The organism is Pantoea nemavictus (assembly GCF_037479095.1).
GTDB lineage: Bacteria > Pseudomonadota > Gammaproteobacteria > Enterobacterales > Enterobacteriaceae > Pantoea > Pantoea nemavictus.
In genome coordinates this window covers 2,588,207-2,606,635 of the sequence record NZ_JBBGZW010000001.1, presented here as the reverse complement: position 1 = coordinate 2,606,635, position 18,429 = coordinate 2,588,207, and the positions used below count along the sequence as shown (strand labels likewise).

Below are 18,429 nucleotides of genomic sequence, written 5' to 3'. Positions count from 1 at the left end.
TGATACAAAAAAAACACATTACAACATTCCTCCGTCTTTTCAGTAAGTTATGGCTAAGCCCTGCGAGCTTTAGGATTATTACCCGTTGTAACAGCCGCTTCAAAGATTCCACTCACACCCATTTGTTAACCATAATCCCTTATTTTGTGATCTAAAGCACAAATTAACATCAAGCCCGATTGCACTTGTATTTACATAAAAGCAATATGAGCTCAATTTGTTACCGCTTTAGAGGAACACATATGATTAAGTTGGGCGTCATCGCGGATGACTTTACGGGTGCCACCGACATTGCAAGTTTCATGGTGAATGCGGGCTGGAAAGTGGTGCTGTTCAATGGCGTTCCTGCTGAGGCATTTGATCAGGAAGGCATCGATGCGGTGGTTATCGCCCTTAAAAGCCGTTCGATTCTGACCAAGACGGCGGTGGAACAATCATTGTCTGCATCAAACTGGCTTAAGTCACAGGGCTGTAAGCGTCAGCTATTCAAATATTGCTCAACCTTTGACTCGACAAAAGAGGGGAATATTGGTCCGGTTACCGATGCCCTGATGAAGAATCTGGATGCGCCAATCACGTTGATTTGCCCGGCAGTACCTGATAATGGACGGACCATTTTGCAAGGCCATCTGTTTGTGAAAGGGCAGTTATTGAATCAAAGCGGGATGGAACATCATCCAGTCACACCGATGAGAGAGTCTTCACTAAAAAAATTGATGGAGGCGCAATCCACCGGCCGCTGTGAAGTCATCGATCTCGACACCATCAAAAATCATGTAGAAGACATTCCTGATGCCCTAGCCAAACTGGCAGAGGAAAAGATCAAATATGTTATCTGTGACGTACTGGATAACAACGATCTGTTAACCGTCGCGCGTGAAACCGCAGATTATGTCCTTATCACCGGTGCAGCAGGTATTGGTTATGCCATTGCGGCACTGGATACGATGCATAAATCTGCTGATAAGCCTGCGTTTGCTATCAGCAAAGAGGGGGCAAGCATTGTCCTGTCAGGCAGCTGCTCTTCCATGACCAACCAGCAGGTGAACTTTTATCAGCAGCGCGCCTCCTCACTGGCACTGGATGTGGAAAAAATCCTTCACGAACCAACGTACCTGCAGACGGTGACGGGCTGGGTGGTGACCCAAAAGAATGATGCGTTGGCTCCGATGGTCTATGCCACGCAACCGCCTCAGATTATCGAGATTATTCAGAAGAACTACGGTGCAGAATTTGTCAGTGAGAAGATTGAAAGCTTCTTCGCCACACTTGCCCACAATTTAAGCAAGGAAGGTTTCAACAAATTTATCGTCGCTGGCGGTGAAACGTCGGGTGCGGTATCACAGGGCCTCAATATCAAAGGCATGGTGATCGGCGATGCTGTCGCGCCTGGTGTACCCTGGACACAGGTATTAGATGAAGAAAAGTGGGTAATCCTCAAGTCAGGCAACTTTGGTAACAGTGATTTCTTCTTAAAAGCGCAGGAGAGTGTGAAATGAGCGAAGTCCAATATCGTCAGGATTTAGTGCGCTACGCACGCTCCCTGTTTGAACGTGGTTACAGCAGTGGTGGCGCTGGAAATATCAGCCTGAAACTGCCTGATGGCCATATCCTCGCCACACCGACGAACTCCAGTTTTGGCGACCTGGATGCTGATGAATTGAGTAAAGTCACGATGACCGGTGAGCTGGTTTCGGGTCATAAGGCGTCTAAAGAAGTGCTGATGCACCTGGCAATGTACCGTCAGCGTCCTGCTTGTGGCGGCATCGTACATTTGCACTCCCCCTGGCTGACCGCATTATCTTGCTTACCCGATCTCGACTATGAAAATGCACTGCCGGCGATAACTCCTTACTACGTGATGCGTGTGGGTAAACTGCCGGTGGTGCCTTATATTCGGCCGGGCTCGCCAGAAATTGCTGTGCATGTTGAAAAACTGGCTAAGGATCATAATTCAATTCTTCTCGCCAACCATGGCCCCATTATTTCGGGTAAAAATATCCGTGAAGCGGTTTTTAATGCAGAAGAGTTAGAGGAAACGGCAAAACTCTATTTCGTACTCAAACCCTATGGCATGAAAACATTAACTAATGAAAATATTGATGAGCTCAATACGCTTTTCAATATGAAATAAATATTGCCATGGTAAAGCTGTGCAGATTTATCTGCGCAGCGTTTTTTTACATCTTCTACTCTGAAAATTAAAAGGATAAGTCATGCCTTTGATGCTTATCACCGGGATTGTCATGTTTGTTATTCTGACATGGTGCTTATTGAAAAATAAGTTCCCTCCCAGTGTGCTGTTTATTATCTTACCTACGGTAGCTGCTTTAGTCTGTGGATTTGGCTTTAAAGAACTGGGCGAATATGTCGCTTCAGGACTGAAATCGGTAGTTGGCACCGCTACGCTAGTCGCATTTAGCGCCATGTTTTTTACCCTGATGAAAGAAGCCGGTGTGTTTGACGTGATTGTGCGTTTCATCCTGCGTTTCGTCACACAATCGACCTTTTCTGTTCTACTTGCGACATTGGTTATAGCCTCAGTCTGTAGCCTCGATGGTAATGCGTACGCAACCCTGCTGGTAACCGTTCCGGCATTGTTACCGCTGTATGAAAAGATGAACATCAGCCGTAAAACGTTGCTGATGCTGGTTACCGTTGGAGTCGGCGTAACGGGTATTACCCCATGGGGAGGCTCACTGAACCGAGCCATTGCGGTGACCCATCTTGATATTCTTGACGTCTACTACAAACTCATTCCTCTGCAGGTCGTGCTGTTTGTTCTCGGCGTTATTCTCTGTTGGTACATGGCCAGAGTAGAAAATAAAAGTGGTTCTGGCATTAGCAAAGAGGCCTTCCTGGTGATGCGTGAGGAGATGCTAACCAGCAAAGGTGACCATAATCCATGGCTGCTGCGCGCTAACTTTGTGTTGGTGATTGCAACCATTGTGATTCTGGTTTCTGGATTAGTCGCGGGTAACTTCCTGTTTATGATCGCATTCTCGCTGGCAGTCATGATCAATTATCCGGATGCCAAAAAAGCACAACAGAAAATTAAAGATTACGCGTTAACCATCTTCCCGGTAATCGTGATCTTCTTAACGATTGGCGTATTTGTGGGCATATTGCAAAATACTGGCATTATTAAAGTATTAGTAAATGAACTCGCTGCGGTACTTCCTTCCAGTTTAGGACCTTATCTTTATATAATTCTGGCTGCTTTCAGCGTACCGATCGTTATTTTGATTGGATCCGATGCGTTCTATTTTGCACTCCTTCCTCTCGCGGTAGGCCTTGGGCAAAGTTTTGACGTTTCCCCGCTGCACGTCACCATCGCCATGCTCATTACCGAACAAATAGGTTTGCTGCTTAGTCCGGTTATTCCTGCAACGCATCTGGGGTTAGGACTGCTTAATCTTCAGGTCGGTGAGCATATCCGTCACTCCATGGTGAAAATCTGGATCATGAGTGTCTGTGCTCTGTTGGCCGCTGTCGTTCTTGGCATTATTCCTGTCTGATGAGGAGCGATATGATCCCCGCTGAGCGTCATCAACGGATACTCGAGGTGGTATCCATCAAACATTTTGTCAGCCTGCGGGAGCTGGCAGATATGCTGGATGTCACGGTGATGACTATACGGCGGGATATTGAACAGCTCAGCGCGCGTGGCGTCATCATGTCTACGCGCGGTGGTGTGAAATCACGTGAAACCCCGCTACGTATGCCCGTTGAGCGCCCCGGGGCTCATTCTCTGGTCCGTGCTGCGCTACGTTATTTAGGTGATAGCAAAGTGGTTTATCTTGATGGCGGAAAATTGACGTTTGAGTTGGCCACGTTTTTTCCTTACAGCGATGAGATGACCATTGTCACTAATGACTTTGCCATTGCGCAGCATGTTATGACTCACTCTAGTGCCGCCCTGTTTTTTATTGGTGGCAAACTCAGCCGTCATGACAATACTTTTCATCAACGCGTTGCGCTTGAAACCTTAAAGAGTCTCAATTTTGAAAAGGCGTTTATCGCACCGGAATCATGGAGTGATAAAGGCATTTTTCATCATGATGAGTACAGAGCGGCTTACTATGATGCAATCATCAACGCAGCGCGAAAATGTATCATGCTGGCAGATAACAACACTTACGGCAGCAACGCGCTGTACAAGATGTTCTCACTGACCGACATGGACATGGTCATTACTGACCTGCCTTCGTCGGAGGTGATTTTGAGCAGACGAATGGATCCGCTAAAGCTGCATCCGGTTACACATAAATAGCATTGTCATGCTCAAAACAACGAGTTAGCAGCCGACCTACAGCGGCAACGGCCGATCCTGAATGACGGTTTTCATCACCAGGGTCGACGTTAGCCTTTGTACGCCGGGCATAGCGGAAAGTTTCTCATCATATAACAGCTGAAAAGCGGGCAGATCACGCGTTGTGATATGCAGAAGATAATCTGGATCGCCAAATAAGCGTTGTGCCAGCGTAATTTGCGAAAGTTCTTTCACCGCCTCTTCAAACGCATTGACGGCCTTACGGTCGCCATCACGCAACGTCACGAATACAATCGCCGAGAAGTTATATCCCAGGAAGGCTGGATCAAGCTGAGCACGATACCCCTGAATGACGCCACTCTGCTCCAGCGCTTTTACCCTGCGATGGCAAGGTGACAGGCTTAATCCTACTCGCTCCGCAAGCTCAGTTACGGATAAACGGCCATCAGCTTGTAGCTCAGCAAGAATATTGCGGTCGATTCGGTCCATTGGCAAGATTATTCCCGTATCAGCGTTATTACGCATTAATATTGAAAGCACATTTTAACCAGCTGAGGATATTCTTTCTACCTGCTAATGCTGTGCGACGCCGCCCAGCATCTGGCAATAGATTCTGTTTATTTCGTTAATCAGGTAGAAGATCGTGTGCAATATCATTTTTTTAAGTCATCCCGAAGATGCTGTGCTCAGCATGTCTAATACATTGAGTGGGGGATAACGATGGCGCTGAGTTTTTTTGCTGCGTTTTGGGCCGTTTCAGTGCTATTTGTCATTACTCCTGGAGCAGACTGGGCCTATGCCATCTCCGCAGGCATTCGCGGAGGCCGGGTTATTCCTGCAGTCTGCGGATTGCTCTCTGGTCACTTGATTGCAACGTTAATTGTTGCCGCAGGTGTAGGAGCCGTGGTCGCGGACCTGCCCACGCTCATGAAAGGATTAACCGTAGCTGGCGCCTGCTATTTGATCTGGCTGGGAATAGGCATGTTGCGTCATCCTGCCGTTCCCACTGCAGATGAAAGACAGCTCGAAGGTAATGCGCTGCGTTGGGCTGTAAAAGGGCTTTGCATAAGTGGGCTAAATCCGAAGGTATTTCTGCTGTTTTTGGCGTTGTTGCCACAATTCACCGATCCGCATGGCACATGGCCGCTCTCCTTACAAATGGCCGCATTGGGTATGGTGCATGTCGTAAGCTGTGCTGTGGTTTACCTGATAGTCGGCTTCGGATCGAAAGCCGTGTTACAAACCCGGCCAAGGGCTGCACGCCTGGTTAGCCAAATTTCCGGCGCTCTGATGATCATCATCGCAGCGCTATTACTGACAGAATCATTTAGATGAGACATTGAGATGCCCGAGATCACCCTGACCCATCTGCAGAAGATGAAGAAAAACGGCGAAAAAATTGCCATGTTGACCTGCTACGATGCGACTTTTGCCCATGAGTCCAGCCAGGCTGGCGTCGATATGCTGCTTATCGGCGATACGCTCGGAATGATTCTGCAGGGCCACGACAGTACTCTTCCTGTCACCCTTGAAGACATGGTTTATCACACTGCCAGCGTAAAACGCGGTAACACCGACAGCTTTATCATCGCCGACCTCTCCTTTATGACCTACGCCACCCCAGATCAGGCTTTGCAAAGTTCAGGCCGTCTGATGCAGGCGGGGGCGCAAATGGTGAAACTGGAAGGTGGCGAATGGTTGTGTGAATCGGTGCGTCAGTTAACCCGCAATGGCATTCCTGTCTGCGCACATATTGGTTTAACGCCGCAATCGGTCAATGTGTTTGGCGGGTTTAAAGTTCAGGGTCGTGGACCAGAACAGGCCAAAGGACTTATCGATGCAGCCATTAAGCTTGAAGCCGCCGGTGCAGCAATGATTTTGGTTGAAGCGGTTCCTTCTTCCGTAGGCAAAGCACTCAGTGAAGCGGTTACCGTCCCGGTAATCGGTATTGGAGCCGGGGTAGATACTGATGGTCAGGTGCTGGTTTTACACGACATGCTGGGATTGAGTATCACAGGGCGCGCGCCTAAGTTTGTCCGCAACTTTATGACGGGCCATGACAGCATTCAGCATGCTATTCAGAGCTATGTTGCTGCGGTTAAAACCAAAACGTTTCCTGCTGCTGAACATTGTTACGCTGAATGAACACGATGGTGCTGAATAAAAATAACCGATGAGTGCCAGAGTTATAAATCAATTTTGAAAATTGCTTAGACTTAAAATTTTCTAACTTCACCATCCTATCAGGCGGGTGAAGTTATTTAGTTCGAGGTCTAAATTTTCTCGACACATCATGACCAGGAAATTGTTTAGATAATTGACCTCTTCGATTCGTAATCCTACCAGCCACTTCGCAACTGCAATATCATCTTATTATTATTTCAATCTTATGGTTTGGAACTACCACCCGAATAATCACTCGAAATTAATAACTTTCCTTGCAGTTTAATAAAATGGGAAAGTGCCTGCTTTGAAAAATAGTTTTAGCCTGTGAATATACATGCTGTTTGAATTTACCCGCGGGCGACAAATGCAATTTCAATTTTTTAAACTTAAAGGAGCAAATGAAACGATGAGTTTGTTCATAGGTCTCATCAGGAAAAAGAATAATTGATGATTAATCTCAGCGCATATTGGATTGGGCTGGAAACATTCATCAAAAATTTTGATATGAAAAATTAGTCGAATGAAATTCGGCTAATGGTATCAATCAATACTATGTGATAACGCTTTAAAAAAGTAGTATTGCTAATTCTAAGAAAGACAACAAATAATTATAGTGCACATAAAGTCTGACGCGCTTACCACCGCTAGGCGGCTGGCTGCTTATGACAGCGCACAAAGATGAGTTTTGCACGCTACCGTCCAACTTAAAATTACCCATTGATTAAAACAGTCAGAATAGGCAGTGCTAATCCAGGCACCAATGCAGTAGACAACTATAGAGGCTTAAATACATAGGTGCCAGGCATATGTTTTACTGCGTGTTTTTTGTTCGATTTGTGAAATCAGATACAAGATCTCGGCATGATGCTAAGGCATTATTAAAACGCCTGAGACAAGGTATGACAGGGTATTTAAATATAAGGGAGTTAATTGTGGAAAACGTTGAAACACAAATTTCTCAGCACATTAGTGGGTTTCCAGAGTCGCTGGTCAATTATCTCAGAAATGACTATGAAGACGATTTAATGGTGGTTATTGAGGATCTTCTTCCCTTAGATTTACAACAGAAAATGGAAGATGGAAGATGAAGCGCGCGCGTTACTTGAGAAAAATGCTCTTAGGCGCGAAGTAATTATAAAGCAGAGTGGTAGCACACCAAGAGCATACGATAGCGTTGGCCGCAATGCTATTCGTGAAGAAGGCAAATATATCCCTGCTTTTTTCGATAGTCAAAGTGTCCTGAAGTTTCTTTCACGCATTACAGGTGAAACGCTTTATCGCGTACCTTATGAACCTGAAGAATTTATTATCAATTCCCAAAATAAAAGCGGCGACACTCATGGTTGGCATTGGGACGACTATTCTTACGCATTGGTATGGGTAATTGATGAACCTGATGTGCTTTCTGGTGCTCGAGTCGAATTTATTCCACACGTTCCCTGGAAGAAAGAGAATACTCGAGAATGGATTAAGAAGACCTTGGCTGAATATCCGGTAATTAGCCGCCATGTTGCTCGTGGCCAATGTTACTTGCTTCGGGCAAGGGATGCTCTTCATCGTATAGCGCCGTTAACTCAGGAATCCCGTCGCACAGTGATCGTTTTCACCTATGCAAATGACTTGGATTTCAAGGACACATCGTTGACGCATGATTCGATGGAAGATATTTATCCACAAGATACAGCGCAATAAAAAAAATTGGAGGGTACAATGTCAGCAGGTGGTATGAATGATAAGACGGGATTTCCTGTGTTTTTTACAGAAGTTTCAAATAATCTTGGTCGCTATGAAGACTATAATCTCGCATCAGAAAAATTTGTTGATTTGTTCCCTCCATCTGAATACCCATCAGTATTAGATATATGCTGTGGTATAGGGAAAATGAGTCTGGCTTTGTTTTATCAGGGATATAAGGTTACAGCTGTAGATTTATCTTCTGAACAGCTAGAAATAGCAAGAAAGAATGCTCCTGGTCCAATTTATCATCAAGCTGATATGAAAAAAATTCCCGGAGATAATTTTGATTTGTTAATTAATGTATATACTAGCTTCGGATATTACTCTACCGAGGAAGAGGATCTAGCACTTTTTAATTATTGGTATGGCTTGTTACGTCCGGGGGGAGTTCTACTCATGGAGCTCGCTGATATGGAAAGAGCAAGAAATAGAATTAATGAACAAGGTTCTCTGATACGAGAAGAGAATGGCATCACAGAATATCTTTATATGGACTGGGATAAGAGGCTGTTAAAAGTCGATTATCATCGAGAATCGCAACACTGGAGTTGTCTTACAAGGCTTTATGAAAAAGAGACGCTCAAAGATGAGTTATTAAAGGCAGGATTCTCAACTGTTTCACTTTATGGCGATTTCTCTCTAAAGAAGAAAGAGAAAGACGACAACCTAGTCATTATTGCTCGGAAAGGATAAAAATGAAAAAATTCATATGTATTGTTGATGCGTATTCAACTGGAGCAGAATTAGCACCTATTTTTAAAAAAAATGGTTGGTCTTGTATTCACATACAGTCATCTTCAGAAATTCCGCAGGAATACCAGTCAACGTTTAAGCATGAAACATTTGATTTTTTAATCTCTCCAAAAAATGAATCTAAGGATGAGTTTTTAAAAATAGCTGAAGAGTTGAAAGCACTATTTCCAGAATATATTATTCCGGGCACTGAAACGGGTATTTATGTTGCGGACCTTCTCTCTTCATTAGTAGGCACAACAGGAAACTCAATAAATACTAGTGCTCTTCGCCGTAACAAATATTCAATGCAAGAGGCTCTAAAAAAAGCTGGGATAAATTCTATCCCTCAGTTTTTGGCCGAATCTGTAGAGCAAGCAAAAAAATGGGCTAGTGAGTTAGGAAAGTGGCCTGTAGTAGTTAAGCCTGTAGACAGTGCTGGAGCTGATAGCGTTCGTTTTTGCAATACTATTGATGAAGTCGAAGATGCTTTTAATAAAATATATGGCAAAAAAAACAAGTTGGGTTTAACAAATAAGAATGTTCTTTTGCAAGAACGTCTTAATGGGCAGCAATATATTGTCAATGCAGTTAGTATCAATGGGCAACATCTAATTACAGAAATATGGTCGGACGACAAAAAAGAAGTTGAGAATGCATCGCTAATCTGTGAAAGAGAAATTCTTTTACCTTACTTGGGGGATGTTCAAGACCAGCTTGTTGAGTATATGGAAAAATCTCTTACTATTCTCGGTATTGAAAATGGTCCATCCCATAGTGAATTAATGATGACTGATTCTGGGCCTGTACTTATTGAAACAGCCGCCAGAATGCAAGGGACTATTATGCACCACGCCGTTGTATCTGCATTAGGATATAGTCATGTTACGCTTACGGCTGAACGCTATACGAAACCAGAACAGTTTGTTTCAAGACTTGGCAAGAAGTACATGCTTAAAACTCAACTGCAGTGCATTACATTAGCATCAGAATTTGAAGGTGTTGTTAAAGTAAATAATTGTGATGAACTTTTAAAGTCACTCCCATCATACTTCGGTATGATGCACACGCCTAAAGCGGGAGACAATATCTACAGAACAACGGATCTGTTTACTAATCCAGGAATTATTTATTTGTGTCATCAAGATCAAAAACAAATTGATGTTGATCACACAACAATTAGGCGTTATGAAAAGCAAGGCAAACTTTTTGAGTTAGCTTGAGAAAAATATGAATAATAAAAGTTATTTATTTGGGCTGTTAATGGTCCTTCTTTATAATTTTCTTGATGCCGGAAAGGAGGTTTATTCCGGCTTTCTTGTTCAGGAAAATCATCCATTGAGTATTACATTTATTGTTTTTTCTATTGCGATGGTTTTCTTCCAATTGTACGGAGTGTCTTTTTCGCGTCAAAATTACCTCTCGACCATGAGGTCCTTCACTCAGGTCTTGATTTTAAATATAACTACTGCAGGATCATGGATAAGTTTTTTCTATTGCATGCAATATCTGGAGCCTGCAGTAGCGTCTGCGATTATAACTGGCGTGGCTCCATTGCTCATTATTTATATCGCACCCGTTTTTTTTAAAAATGAGTCTCATCAATATAAAACTATATTTATTTTTTGTATCACATTCTGTTCGTTATGGTTAGCCGCAATTAGCTTGCGTGAAGGTAGCCTAACTTATAACTACTCTTCTTCAGAAATTTTAATTGGGGTTTTGATGGCAGTTATTTGCTCTGTCTTTAGTATCTTCTCCAATATTTTCAGTAGAAGATTGAGTGATAGAGGCTGCCTGCCTTCTTCAATTATGGCGCATCGTTTTTACATAATAGTTCTTATAACTATGAGTTATAGTTTAGACTCATCTGGGTATAAAGGTGTCATTGAGATCCTATCTCCAGGAATAGCTATTCTCGCAATATTCGGCGTGGTTATTCCGTTATGGTGCCTACAACATGGCATAAAATCTTTGTCTCCAGCCAGAGTAATGGTTTTCATTTCAGTAAATCCGATTTTTACTTTCGTTTTTCAGTTTTTTGACCCGAGATTATCGCCCACACTTTCATCACTTGTTGCAATTCTGTTAATCTGTTTTTTTTCCCTTGCATCAGAGCTATGGGGCATAAAACCGAAAGGACGGGGTGAAGCAGATGGGTATCACGGCATACCGGAAGATCGCCGGAATTGAGATCACATTATCAGATAGTACTAATCATATTTTCCCAAAGCACTCTCACGATGAGTTCTATATAGGGGCCAATGTCTCAGGAAGGGAGAAAATCTGGCTAGATGGTAAAAATTCTGAGGCAAGTGTTGACGAGATAACCATTTATAATCCAGGACAGATTCAAGCTGCCGAACCCACGCCCTATGATTGGTGCTATTACAGCTTTTATGTCTCACCAGAGTCTATGATTGAGTTCACTGGATTAGACGCAGAGGACCATTTTAAAAAGAACATTTTTGCAGCTCCTGACGTGGCAAAGGAGATTCGTCAGGTTGCTGCATTCGCACTCGAACGTCACAGTTTAGATGCCGAAATCAACGAACGAGTCGCTGGTGTTTTGCAATCAGTCCTTTCCCGCTCAGGCATACATCCACTAATCGATATTAGAACTACAGACAAAGCTATAGTTGACTATGTGGTCACGAGACTTATGGATGATTTTCATTTTCCTCCTTCTTTGCAGACACTTGCCCATGAAACAGGACTATCTCCCGTTAAACTTGTAAGAATGTTTACTAGTATTAAGGGGCTTCCTCCTTTTGCATGGATAAAAGGAGAGCGACTACGTCAAGGTAAAAACATGATTATACAAGGTAAACCTATATCAGAGATTTCTGCCCAATTAGGTTTTACCGATCAAGCTCATTTCACGCGCAATTTTAAAAGTATGTTTGGAGTTACTCCCGGACTATTATATAAGCTATCGCTATAGCTGCACCTAAAACTATTAATTTAGTAAATTAACTATTTGTTTTTTTATACACCTTAAATATTAAAATTTACCTGCTCCCCGATGATTAACATACCGCTATATTAGCAATGTCCGCAGCTCGCTCTTTACGGACCATGCAGCGAGCAAGTCCGCTCCATGCCAGAAGCGGACGTTGATGGATTTGCCACGCATCTACTCTGGAAGAAAAAGTTGATAGTAAGATATTCTGATTATTACTTTTAAAAGGAGGATGCATGGAAAGTCTGTTTGTTTACGGAACGTTGGGACCAGGCCGTCCTAACGATCATATTCTCGAAAAGATAGGTGGTGCATGGCGCGAAGGGCATGTCGCAGGCTCTCTTATCAATGAGGGATGGGGAGCCGAAATGGGCTATCCCGGTATTATTTTGGATAACTCAGGCAATCGCGTGCAAGGATTTCTTTTTACGTCAGAGAATTTGCAGCGTCACTGGGATGTACTTGACGAATTTGAAGGTAGTCAATACGAGCGAGTGCCCGTCGCAGTTACTACGGATGATGGGGATACCGTCAATTCCTGCATATACATGTTAAAAAAATAATGGCCTTAAGCCCGCTAATTAGCGGGCTCACTACTCCAAAATAAACATTATTAAGGTCCGCTTTTCGCTCATAGCAGACCTTGCTACGCGTGCATGCCCGCTTCGTGCCATCAACGGACGTTTCTAATATCTGCATGTACTAATCTAAGGAGAGCAGAGCTATTTGCATATTCATGCATGTGCACAAAAATAATCGGGTATGTTTTTAAACATGATGGGCATTAAAGATGCCAGAAAAGGCTATCCCACCTTAAAATGGTGCTAAGGCGTAGTGTGTAGTAGCAGTAGAAAGCTTATATGACATGTATCCTTGCTGGAAAGCGGAGCCGTACAACTGAGGCCTGTAGTCTGGTTAACTGACAAAAACAGGGAGAGTTATGACAGGAAAAATTATCTACGTCGTGCACAGTCCCAGCCCCACGTTGGGACGATCACCGCTGCAAAAGGGATATTTTCCTTACGCGCTTACAAAAAAGTATATCGAGTCGCTTCAACAAGAGCTGGATAGGCTCGACATAAACTGCAGGGTTATTGCTGACGATACAGAGTCCGATATTGAGGTTTTGATAACGCGCTACCCTGTACTTCTCGTCTGCGCCCCGGGACTTCGTTATCAGTTTTACCATCAGGGTTTCGACAAACAAAAAATTGTCTGGTTAGGCGTCATGGAATATTGCTCGTCAGATCCCCGTTCTGCGCTCAAGAGGCTGGCGGAGCTGGCTTTTGCTGATTTTTAGCAGGGTTGTTATGTTTGATGTGGTAGAGCTACTCAGTCGCCATGTTTTTGACGTCCGCTCCTCGCTCATAGCAGTCATTCAAGTCGGCTGCATTAACTTAGATGCTTCTATCGCCATGTTGAGATTGTTCTATCAGAATGAATGAAGCCGTCAGCACCGCCAGCGCTATTCCTAACATCAGCGCCGCAGGCAGCATCAACAGATTTGGGTACACAGCAGATGGCCATGACAGATAAACCATGTAGGGCACATAGAACGCGGGTCTAACGAAGCGTTTAGCATGGTGATAAACAAAGCTGGATTCACATGCCGCGCCATAACGCCGTAGATCTCGCCGTCCCAGACCATCAACCACCGCGACCAGCACCGCCATTAGGAACAGCGGTATTGATAGCACCAGAAAAGTCACACGAATCAGCGTCACCACATCATCCCAGCGATCGTTATCCAGCATCAGTGCGCCCAGCACTGCCTGTTCAGCATCAATGGAATGCGGCATTTCGATTGGGTAGTTACTGGACTTAGACATGATTTACCTCCTTCACCGAACGTGAAAGAAGCGCTTCAAACTGATCGCGCCATTCCGGGAACAATTCACACGCCAGGTTGTGCATGGTTTGCAGTGCCGAATCGCTTTTGCGGCGCGTATGCGTTTCAAGCCGGTGCACAGGTTCGCCAGCGAAGTGGCCTGCCTTAAAGATGTCGAGATCGTAGATTTGAGTGTTCAATAATGACACGAGGATCTCGTCGGCGTGGGGACTATATTTCCCTTCGCTGACAATAGTCTCCAGTTGAGCCAGCGTAGTTTTGGCCAGTGAGGTGTAATCCATGCAATTCACCAGAATACGAATCGCCGGAAGCGCGATGCCGTAGGAGGAGAGTGAGCGCAGCTGTGCGAACATAGCGATAGCACCTCGCAGAAACTCGCGGATGTCTGGCAGTACCGGCTTCACTATGCCGATAGTGGTGTCAGTGGCGGCGAGTGCAATGAGCTCCAACATCACCGAACGCGCGCCCTGGGAATCAATGATGATGACATTGTACTCGTTGAACAGCGGGTGCTGCAGCACGTTGTGCATACGCAACCGACCATCCGGCGCGTGCAGCATGGCAGTCAGCAAGTGGGCTTGCGGGTCGTTGGAGATGATTACGTCGAGATTAGGGATAAAGCTGTTGGAGATTATGTTGCTGGCATCGCCGAGATCTACCGACTGCATCAGCAGTTCGTATATGCCGCTCGGCGCTTGATAGGTGAGTTGATAGATGCTGCTGGCGGTAGGTTGGCCGAAGTCGCCATCAATCAAAAGCGTCTTCAATCCTGCGTCAGCGAGGAAGCCACAGAGGTTTGCGGCTTGCGTAGATTTGCCTGCTCCACCTTTGGTGGAAATCACGGGAAGTATTTTCATCATGCACATCCGAAAGTTATTCGGAGGTACACCTACACCTCATTGCACTACGCCGTTTTTGCTCAATTCCCCATAGAAAAATCAAACCTTAAATTTGTGCAAGGGGATTGAAAATCCCCGTGTCCGTGGTTCGATTCCGCGTCCGGGCACCATACATCGAAGCACACTGGTTAGATCTTAGAGGTCTAACGGGTGTCTAAATGAAGATGGTGTTCACAGCAACGGTGACTGCATTTGCAAGTGCATCATCTAAGATTGAACATAGAAATCTTCAAGAAAGGGTACTAGTTAGCGCTAGTACCCTTTTTTCGTTACCTCAAATGATGACAACACCCTTCAGCCCGTCACTGCCTGAGCTTGATGCTTCGCAATGAAGTACACTCAGAATCTCTCCATTCCTGTCGATTTGTTCAAAGCACACTCATGGCTATCCAGCTAAAAATGGCATTAATTAATACTTTATTTTAAATAAAAAAAAGCCCAAATCATTTGGGCTCGAAAATGTGGAGTAAATATTTTCATTCTTCCCTTTCACACCAGGGTTGAATGAATTGTAATCGTCATTAGCTTCATATTTTTATTATTCTATGCTGTGATATATATCTGCCGATATTTTTGCCCCATGATTTGGTGATCATTTTATCAATACATGCTTTATAGCTTTAAATTTTTACTGCATTTCTTGACAGCTTTTCCTGTAGATACGATTAATTAATAGGGTCTGCTCAAGCTTAGTAGTAAAGAGAGGAGCAACGTTAGCTGCCAAATCATTCATTTATCATGATGTTGAATTTAATAATCACAGGGGAAATGATGAAAAAGAATACCGATGAACATAAAAATGAATCAGAGACCTTGCTTAAAAGTGGGCTTGCCTGGAATGGACAACGTTTAGAGAGCAATCCTTCTGGTGAACTCGAGATCACCGTTATGAAAATGACCATCCCCGCTCATTCAGAACTCCCATGGCATACTCATCCCATTCCTAATACGGCATACATCCTGTCCGGTTCTCTGACCATTGAAGATAAAGAGAGCGGAGAAACGAAAACTTTTCACGCTGGTGAAGCTTTCAATGAGTCCATCGATATTGCACACCGAGGATTCACTACAGAGGAAAGCACTGACGTCATCATTTTCTACGCAGGCGCTAAGGGTGAGGAACTCTCCGTACCACTACCTGGAGAAGAGTCTGAGTACTAAGACATTCAGCGCCTATTACTGATTGATTTTTATAATGAAAGGATGTGGAGAAATCCACATCCATTTATGTGCATAGCCTGTATGAGACCGACATAGTTAACGTCTTACTGATTCAAACCTAATCCTTTCTTATCTAAACATTCAGTGATTGTCTGTGCGACTTTTCGTATCTGTGCATCGTCACGCAGGTCCGGGTGTTTTGCTAACCAGATATCCAGCGTTAGCATCGGTTGTTCAGTGGATAATTTTATCAGCCGGGATTCTATATCCGCTAAAAAACAGGGTAAACCCGCAACGCCAATTCCCGAACAAGCTGCCTCATATTGATTACTTAAATCGCTGACTTCACAACAAACCCGCCTCTCCCCTATAACGTCATAAAGCCATCTTTTATGCTCAAAACTGGGTTCCTTTTGGGAATAGGCAATGAAATCCCACACAGATGAATTTTTTATATTCCTGTAATGAGGTGCGGCATATAAACCAAAATTCATTCGCCCTGCTTTTTTTATAATATCGGTATCTTCTATTGGTGGAGAGAGGCGCAGGGATAAATCAGCTTCCATTTTTGAAAGAGACACAAATTGTGGTTCACTCTGGATAGAGAGCTGGATGTCAGGATTTTGCTGCGTCATTTCAAAAATAGCGGGAGCAAAAAAATGTCGGGCGAGTATGGGTGGAGCCGAGATCGCCACCCGTGAACGGGTAGATGTTTTAACTGAGGAGGAGAGCCGCGCAACGGAATAAACTTTGGCCTCAATCTCCTTTGCCTCGTCTAAAATTTTTTCACCTATCGCTGTCAGGCGCGACTCACGAGGCAGGCGGATGAACAGCTGAATGCCCAATTCTGCTTCAAGCGACGCCAGTCGGCGACTCACTGTGGCTTGATCAACTTTCAAACCTTTTGCAGCACCTGAAATCGTACCGGCCCTGGCAATGGCCAGAAAAAAGCGAAGATCTTCCCAATTCATGATGTATGCGTTTTTGCATGGATGGTGTGCAAATTCTAATATTTACGCATACCGTGTCAATTCTTATCCTTTAGTCATGGTTAACTCACTTTGGCTTAGTTAGTAATGTCGAAAATAACGCCCACCTTAGCGGCAATACTCATCTCATCCTGCCTGGGCTTTCTGGTCGTTCAACTCGATGTCAGCGTGGTGAATGTTGGATTGAGCGCATTGAGAGAGGCGTTTAAAACCGACCTTACTGGCCTGCAATGGGTCATCAATAGCTATGCCTTGGTGTTTTCAGCACTGCTGATTCTTGGCGGCGCATTAGGGGATAAGTTCGGCGCTAAAAGTGTCTTTGCCTGGGGGTTTGGCGTCTTTACGTTGGGATCGATCGGCTGCGGGTTAGCTGACGGTATGGCAATGTTGATTACGCTGCGTGGTCTTCAGGGAATGGGCGCTGCGCTATTGGTACCCACCTCCTTAACGTTAATCAGACTGACTTTCCAGGATGCAAACACCCGTCGTACCGCAGTGGCTATGTGGGGTGCCTGTGGCGGTATCGCTCTAGCTGCCGGGCCGGTACTGGGCGGGATTCTCATTCAATATTTGGGCTGGCGAAGCGTATTTTTAATTAATGTTCCGATTGGCCTTATCGCGATTATCCTCATCCTGCGTTTTGCTCCAGCCTCTCCACGTGTAGACAAGAAAGTCGATGTGCCGGGTCAGATAGCCAGCGCTGTCGCCATCGCCTCCCTGACGTATGCCCTGACAGAATCGAGCGATCGGGGCTGGACAATGCTGCCTCTTATCGCGTTATGTCTGGCAATCCTCTCAGCCTTAATATTTACCGTCACGGAAAGGCATGTTGCGTCTCCTATGCTGCCTCCTCATTTAGTCAAAAATAAGATGCTGATTGCAATGTGCCTCAGTGGCGCCGTCATCAATCTGGTTTTTTACGGCACCGTTTTTGTCCTTAGCCTCTTTTTCCAGACCGTTAAAGGCTATGGTGCATTCCAGACTGGCATCGCTTTCATTCCTTTGACCGCCGTTCTGACCGTATCAACGATGATATCTTCACGAGTTGCACGTCGCGTAAGTGCGATACGTATCATCACCACTGGATTTAGCGTGCAAATTATTGGGTTTTTAGTGTTATCCCAATTATCTGTTAACGCATCTTTATGGCTGTTGAATGGCGCACTCATGTTGGTCGGAATGGGCAGCGCGATGTCAGTCCCCTCAGTCACCAATACCCTGCTTGCTTCCGTCTCACAGCACGATGCCGGCATATCCTCGGGTTTGATGGCGTCAGCAAGACAGTTAGGTGGGGTCGTGGGCGTCGCCATCTTTGGGGCGCTAATAACCCATACCGATACTGCAACATTTTCGCACGGTATGGCTAAAGCGATGCTGCTATCTGCCCTGGCTTTACTGTTGTGCATAGTGATAAATCTCGTGATGACGAGACGCACGCGCGAAGCCGTCGAAATATAGCTCTTACTATCAAGATGGATGTCGGCACTGAACAGAACCATTGCAAACGTGGTGTTTGTTAACTCGAAATGAACTGCCCCTTTATCATGGGGCATGATCAAATTTACACTGTGAATTAGCACTATCAGGGGGTATTGGAGTCTCAGTTCCCATCTGGCAAACTGTCCGGCAACGCTCATAGCTGCAGGCTAACAAGCCTATTT

20 protein-coding genes are annotated in these 18,429 nt (G+C 44.7%); 16 read left to right on the top strand and 4 right to left on the bottom strand.

Annotated features, from left to right (window positions below):
• Nucleotides 1-242 precede the first annotated feature (242 nt).
• The 4 genes from otnK (at nt 243) to WH298_RS11860 (ending at nt 4,273) form a co-directional block, all read left to right on the top strand.
• Entirely contained in the window at nt 243-1,499 is a 1,257-nt protein-coding gene (otnK, locus tag WH298_RS11875) for a 3-oxo-tetronate kinase (protein WP_091003534.1), read from the top strand.
• Complete coding sequence (gene otnC / locus WH298_RS11870) at nt 1,496-2,134, top strand: 3-oxo-tetronate 4-phosphate decarboxylase (RefSeq protein WP_180822941.1); 639 nt, start codon at nt 1,496-1,498, stop codon at nt 2,132-2,134. Before otnK ends, otnC begins: the two co-directional genes overlap by 4 nt.
• An 82-nt stretch (nt 2,135-2,216) precedes the next feature.
• Nucleotides 2,217-3,518, top strand: coding sequence for an SLC13 family permease (locus tag WH298_RS11865; protein ID WP_180822940.1), 1,302 nt, complete (start codon nt 2,217-2,219; stop codon nt 3,516-3,518).
• An 11-nt stretch (nt 3,519-3,529) separates the two neighbouring features.
• The gene (locus WH298_RS11860; protein WP_180822939.1) at nt 3,530-4,273 is read left to right on the top strand and encodes a DeoR/GlpR family DNA-binding transcription regulator; all 744 of its coding nucleotides are present in this window, start codon (nt 3,530-3,532) and stop codon (nt 4,271-4,273) included.
• Between the two features lie 36 nt (nt 4,274-4,309).
• Here the strand turns inward: WH298_RS11860 and WH298_RS11855 are convergent, their stop codons facing one another.
• Nucleotides 4,310-4,762 carry an Lrp/AsnC family transcriptional regulator gene (locus WH298_RS11855; protein WP_180822938.1) on the bottom strand — a complete coding sequence of 151 codons (453 nt, stop codon included), beginning with the start codon at nt 4,760-4,762 and terminating at the stop codon, nt 4,310-4,312.
• 231 nt (nt 4,763-4,993) lie between these two features.
• Between WH298_RS11855 and WH298_RS11850 the strand changes: the two genes are divergently transcribed.
• From WH298_RS11850 to WH298_RS11805, 10 genes are all read left to right on the top strand, one after another.
• Entirely contained in the window at nt 4,994-5,608 is a 615-nt protein-coding gene (locus WH298_RS11850) for a LysE family translocator (RefSeq protein WP_180822937.1), read from the top strand.
• A 9-nt stretch (nt 5,609-5,617) separates the two neighbouring features.
• Nucleotides 5,618-6,418 carry a 3-methyl-2-oxobutanoate hydroxymethyltransferase gene (panB, locus tag WH298_RS11845; RefSeq protein WP_180822936.1) on the top strand — a complete coding sequence of 267 codons (801 nt, stop codon included), beginning with the start codon at nt 5,618-5,620 and terminating at the stop codon, nt 6,416-6,418.
• A 953-nt stretch (nt 6,419-7,371) separates the two neighbouring features.
• Nucleotides 7,372-7,527 (top strand): hypothetical protein, encoded by a 156-nt coding sequence (locus WH298_RS11840; RefSeq protein ID WP_238344428.1) that lies wholly within the window; start codon nt 7,372-7,374, stop codon nt 7,525-7,527.
• The gene (locus WH298_RS11835; protein WP_238344427.1) at nt 7,517-8,131 is read left to right on the top strand and encodes a HalD/BesD family halogenase; all 615 of its coding nucleotides are present in this window, start codon (nt 7,517-7,519) and stop codon (nt 8,129-8,131) included. Before WH298_RS11840 ends, WH298_RS11835 begins: the two co-directional genes overlap by 11 nt.
• A gap of 18 nt (nt 8,132-8,149) precedes the next feature.
• A complete protein-coding gene (locus WH298_RS11830) occupies nt 8,150-8,869 on the top strand; it encodes a class I SAM-dependent methyltransferase (protein ID WP_180822935.1) in 720 nt (239 codons plus the stop codon).
• 2 nt (nt 8,870-8,871) lie between these two features.
• The gene (locus WH298_RS11825; RefSeq protein ID WP_180822934.1) at nt 8,872-10,131 is read left to right on the top strand and encodes an ATP-grasp domain-containing protein; all 1,260 of its coding nucleotides are present in this window, start codon (nt 8,872-8,874) and stop codon (nt 10,129-10,131) included.
• A 7-nt stretch (nt 10,132-10,138) separates the two neighbouring features.
• On the top strand, nt 10,139-11,101 hold the full coding sequence (locus WH298_RS11820; protein WP_180822933.1) for a DMT family transporter: 963 nt from the start codon (nt 10,139-10,141) through the stop codon (nt 11,099-11,101).
• Nucleotides 11,064-11,852 carry an AraC family transcriptional regulator gene (locus WH298_RS11815; RefSeq protein ID WP_180822932.1) on the top strand — a complete coding sequence of 263 codons (789 nt, stop codon included), beginning with the start codon at nt 11,064-11,066 and terminating at the stop codon, nt 11,850-11,852. The genes WH298_RS11820 and WH298_RS11815 overlap by 38 nt, the downstream gene beginning before the upstream one ends.
• Before the next feature lie 254 nt (nt 11,853-12,106).
• Nucleotides 12,107-12,433 (top strand): gamma-glutamylcyclotransferase family protein, encoded by a 327-nt coding sequence (locus tag WH298_RS11810; protein WP_180822931.1) that lies wholly within the window; start codon nt 12,107-12,109, stop codon nt 12,431-12,433.
• 377 nt (nt 12,434-12,810) lie between these two features.
• Nucleotides 12,811-13,170: a hypothetical protein gene (locus WH298_RS11805; protein ID WP_007886533.1), complete on the top strand. Its 360-nt coding sequence runs from the start codon at nt 12,811-12,813 to the stop codon at nt 13,168-13,170.
• Between the two features lie 97 nt (nt 13,171-13,267).
• Here the strand turns inward: WH298_RS11805 and WH298_RS11800 are convergent, their stop codons facing one another.
• A complete protein-coding gene (locus WH298_RS11800) occupies nt 13,268-13,669 on the bottom strand; it encodes a TIGR03747 family integrating conjugative element membrane protein (protein WP_422616040.1) in 402 nt (133 codons plus the stop codon).
• Between the two features lie 22 nt (nt 13,670-13,691).
• The gene (locus tag WH298_RS11795) at nt 13,692-14,576 is read right to left on the bottom strand and encodes a ParA family protein (protein WP_180822929.1); all 885 of its coding nucleotides are present in this window, start codon (nt 14,574-14,576) and stop codon (nt 13,692-13,694) included.
• Between the two features lie 813 nt (nt 14,577-15,389).
• On the opposite strand from WH298_RS11795, the gene WH298_RS11790 reads away from it, so the two are divergent.
• The gene (locus WH298_RS11790) at nt 15,390-15,779 is read left to right on the top strand and encodes a cupin domain-containing protein (RefSeq protein WP_180822928.1); all 390 of its coding nucleotides are present in this window, start codon (nt 15,390-15,392) and stop codon (nt 15,777-15,779) included.
• A 104-nt stretch (nt 15,780-15,883) separates the two neighbouring features.
• Here WH298_RS11790 and WH298_RS11785 read toward each other — a convergent pair whose 3' ends face one another.
• On the bottom strand, nt 15,884-16,750 hold the full coding sequence (locus WH298_RS11785) for a LysR family transcriptional regulator (protein ID WP_180822927.1): 867 nt from the start codon (nt 16,748-16,750) through the stop codon (nt 15,884-15,886).
• Nucleotides 16,751-16,855: 105 nt separating this feature from the next.
• On the opposite strand from WH298_RS11785, the gene WH298_RS11780 reads away from it, so the two are divergent.
• Complete coding sequence (locus tag WH298_RS11780; RefSeq protein ID WP_180822926.1) at nt 16,856-18,226, top strand: MFS transporter; 1,371 nt, start codon at nt 16,856-16,858, stop codon at nt 18,224-18,226.
• Nucleotides 18,227-18,429 lie beyond the last annotated feature (203 nt).

What these genes read in the sequence shown, in the direction of transcription:
- WH298_RS11850 (WP_180822937.1), top strand. Translation starts at nt 4,994, where the DNA reads ATGGCGCTGAGTTTTTTTGCTGCGTTTTGGGCCGTTTCAGTGCTATTT.
- WH298_RS11830 (WP_180822935.1), top strand. Translation starts at nt 8,150, where the DNA reads ATGTCAGCAGGTGGTATGAATGATAAGACGGGATTTCCTGTGTTTTTT.
- WH298_RS11790 (WP_180822928.1), top strand. Translation starts at nt 15,390, where the DNA reads ATGAAAAAGAATACCGATGAACATAAAAATGAATCAGAGACCTTGCTT.
- WH298_RS11860 (WP_180822939.1), top strand. Translation starts at nt 3,530, where the DNA reads ATGATCCCCGCTGAGCGTCATCAACGGATACTCGAGGTGGTATCCATC.
- WH298_RS11855 (WP_180822938.1), bottom strand. Translation starts at nt 4,762, where the DNA reads ATGGACCGAATCGACCGCAATATTCTTGCTGAGCTACAAGCTGATGGC.
- panB (WP_180822936.1), top strand. Translation starts at nt 5,618, where the DNA reads ATGCCCGAGATCACCCTGACCCATCTGCAGAAGATGAAGAAAAACGGC.
- WH298_RS11785 (WP_180822927.1), bottom strand. Translation starts at nt 16,750, where the DNA reads ATGAATTGGGAAGATCTTCGCTTTTTTCTGGCCATTGCCAGGGCCGGT.
- WH298_RS11800 (WP_422616040.1), bottom strand. Translation starts at nt 13,669, where the DNA reads ATGCCGCATTCCATTGATGCTGAACAGGCAGTGCTGGGCGCACTGATG.
- otnC (WP_180822941.1), top strand. Translation starts at nt 1,496, where the DNA reads ATGAGCGAAGTCCAATATCGTCAGGATTTAGTGCGCTACGCACGCTCC.
- WH298_RS11825 (WP_180822934.1), top strand. Translation starts at nt 8,872, where the DNA reads ATGAAAAAATTCATATGTATTGTTGATGCGTATTCAACTGGAGCAGAA.
- WH298_RS11810 (WP_180822931.1), top strand. Translation starts at nt 12,107, where the DNA reads ATGGAAAGTCTGTTTGTTTACGGAACGTTGGGACCAGGCCGTCCTAAC.
- WH298_RS11820 (WP_180822933.1), top strand. Translation starts at nt 10,139, where the DNA reads ATGAATAATAAAAGTTATTTATTTGGGCTGTTAATGGTCCTTCTTTAT.
- WH298_RS11780 (WP_180822926.1), top strand. Translation starts at nt 16,856, where the DNA reads ATGTCGAAAATAACGCCCACCTTAGCGGCAATACTCATCTCATCCTGC.
- otnK (WP_091003534.1), top strand. Translation starts at nt 243, where the DNA reads ATGATTAAGTTGGGCGTCATCGCGGATGACTTTACGGGTGCCACCGAC.
- WH298_RS11795 (WP_180822929.1), bottom strand. Translation starts at nt 14,576, where the DNA reads ATGAAAATACTTCCCGTGATTTCCACCAAAGGTGGAGCAGGCAAATCT.
- WH298_RS11805 (WP_007886533.1), top strand. Translation starts at nt 12,811, where the DNA reads ATGACAGGAAAAATTATCTACGTCGTGCACAGTCCCAGCCCCACGTTG.
- WH298_RS11815 (WP_180822932.1), top strand. Translation starts at nt 11,064, where the DNA reads ATGGGTATCACGGCATACCGGAAGATCGCCGGAATTGAGATCACATTA.
- WH298_RS11865 (WP_180822940.1), top strand. Translation starts at nt 2,217, where the DNA reads ATGCCTTTGATGCTTATCACCGGGATTGTCATGTTTGTTATTCTGACA.
- WH298_RS11835 (WP_238344427.1), top strand. Translation starts at nt 7,517, where the DNA reads ATGGAAGATGAAGCGCGCGCGTTACTTGAGAAAAATGCTCTTAGGCGC.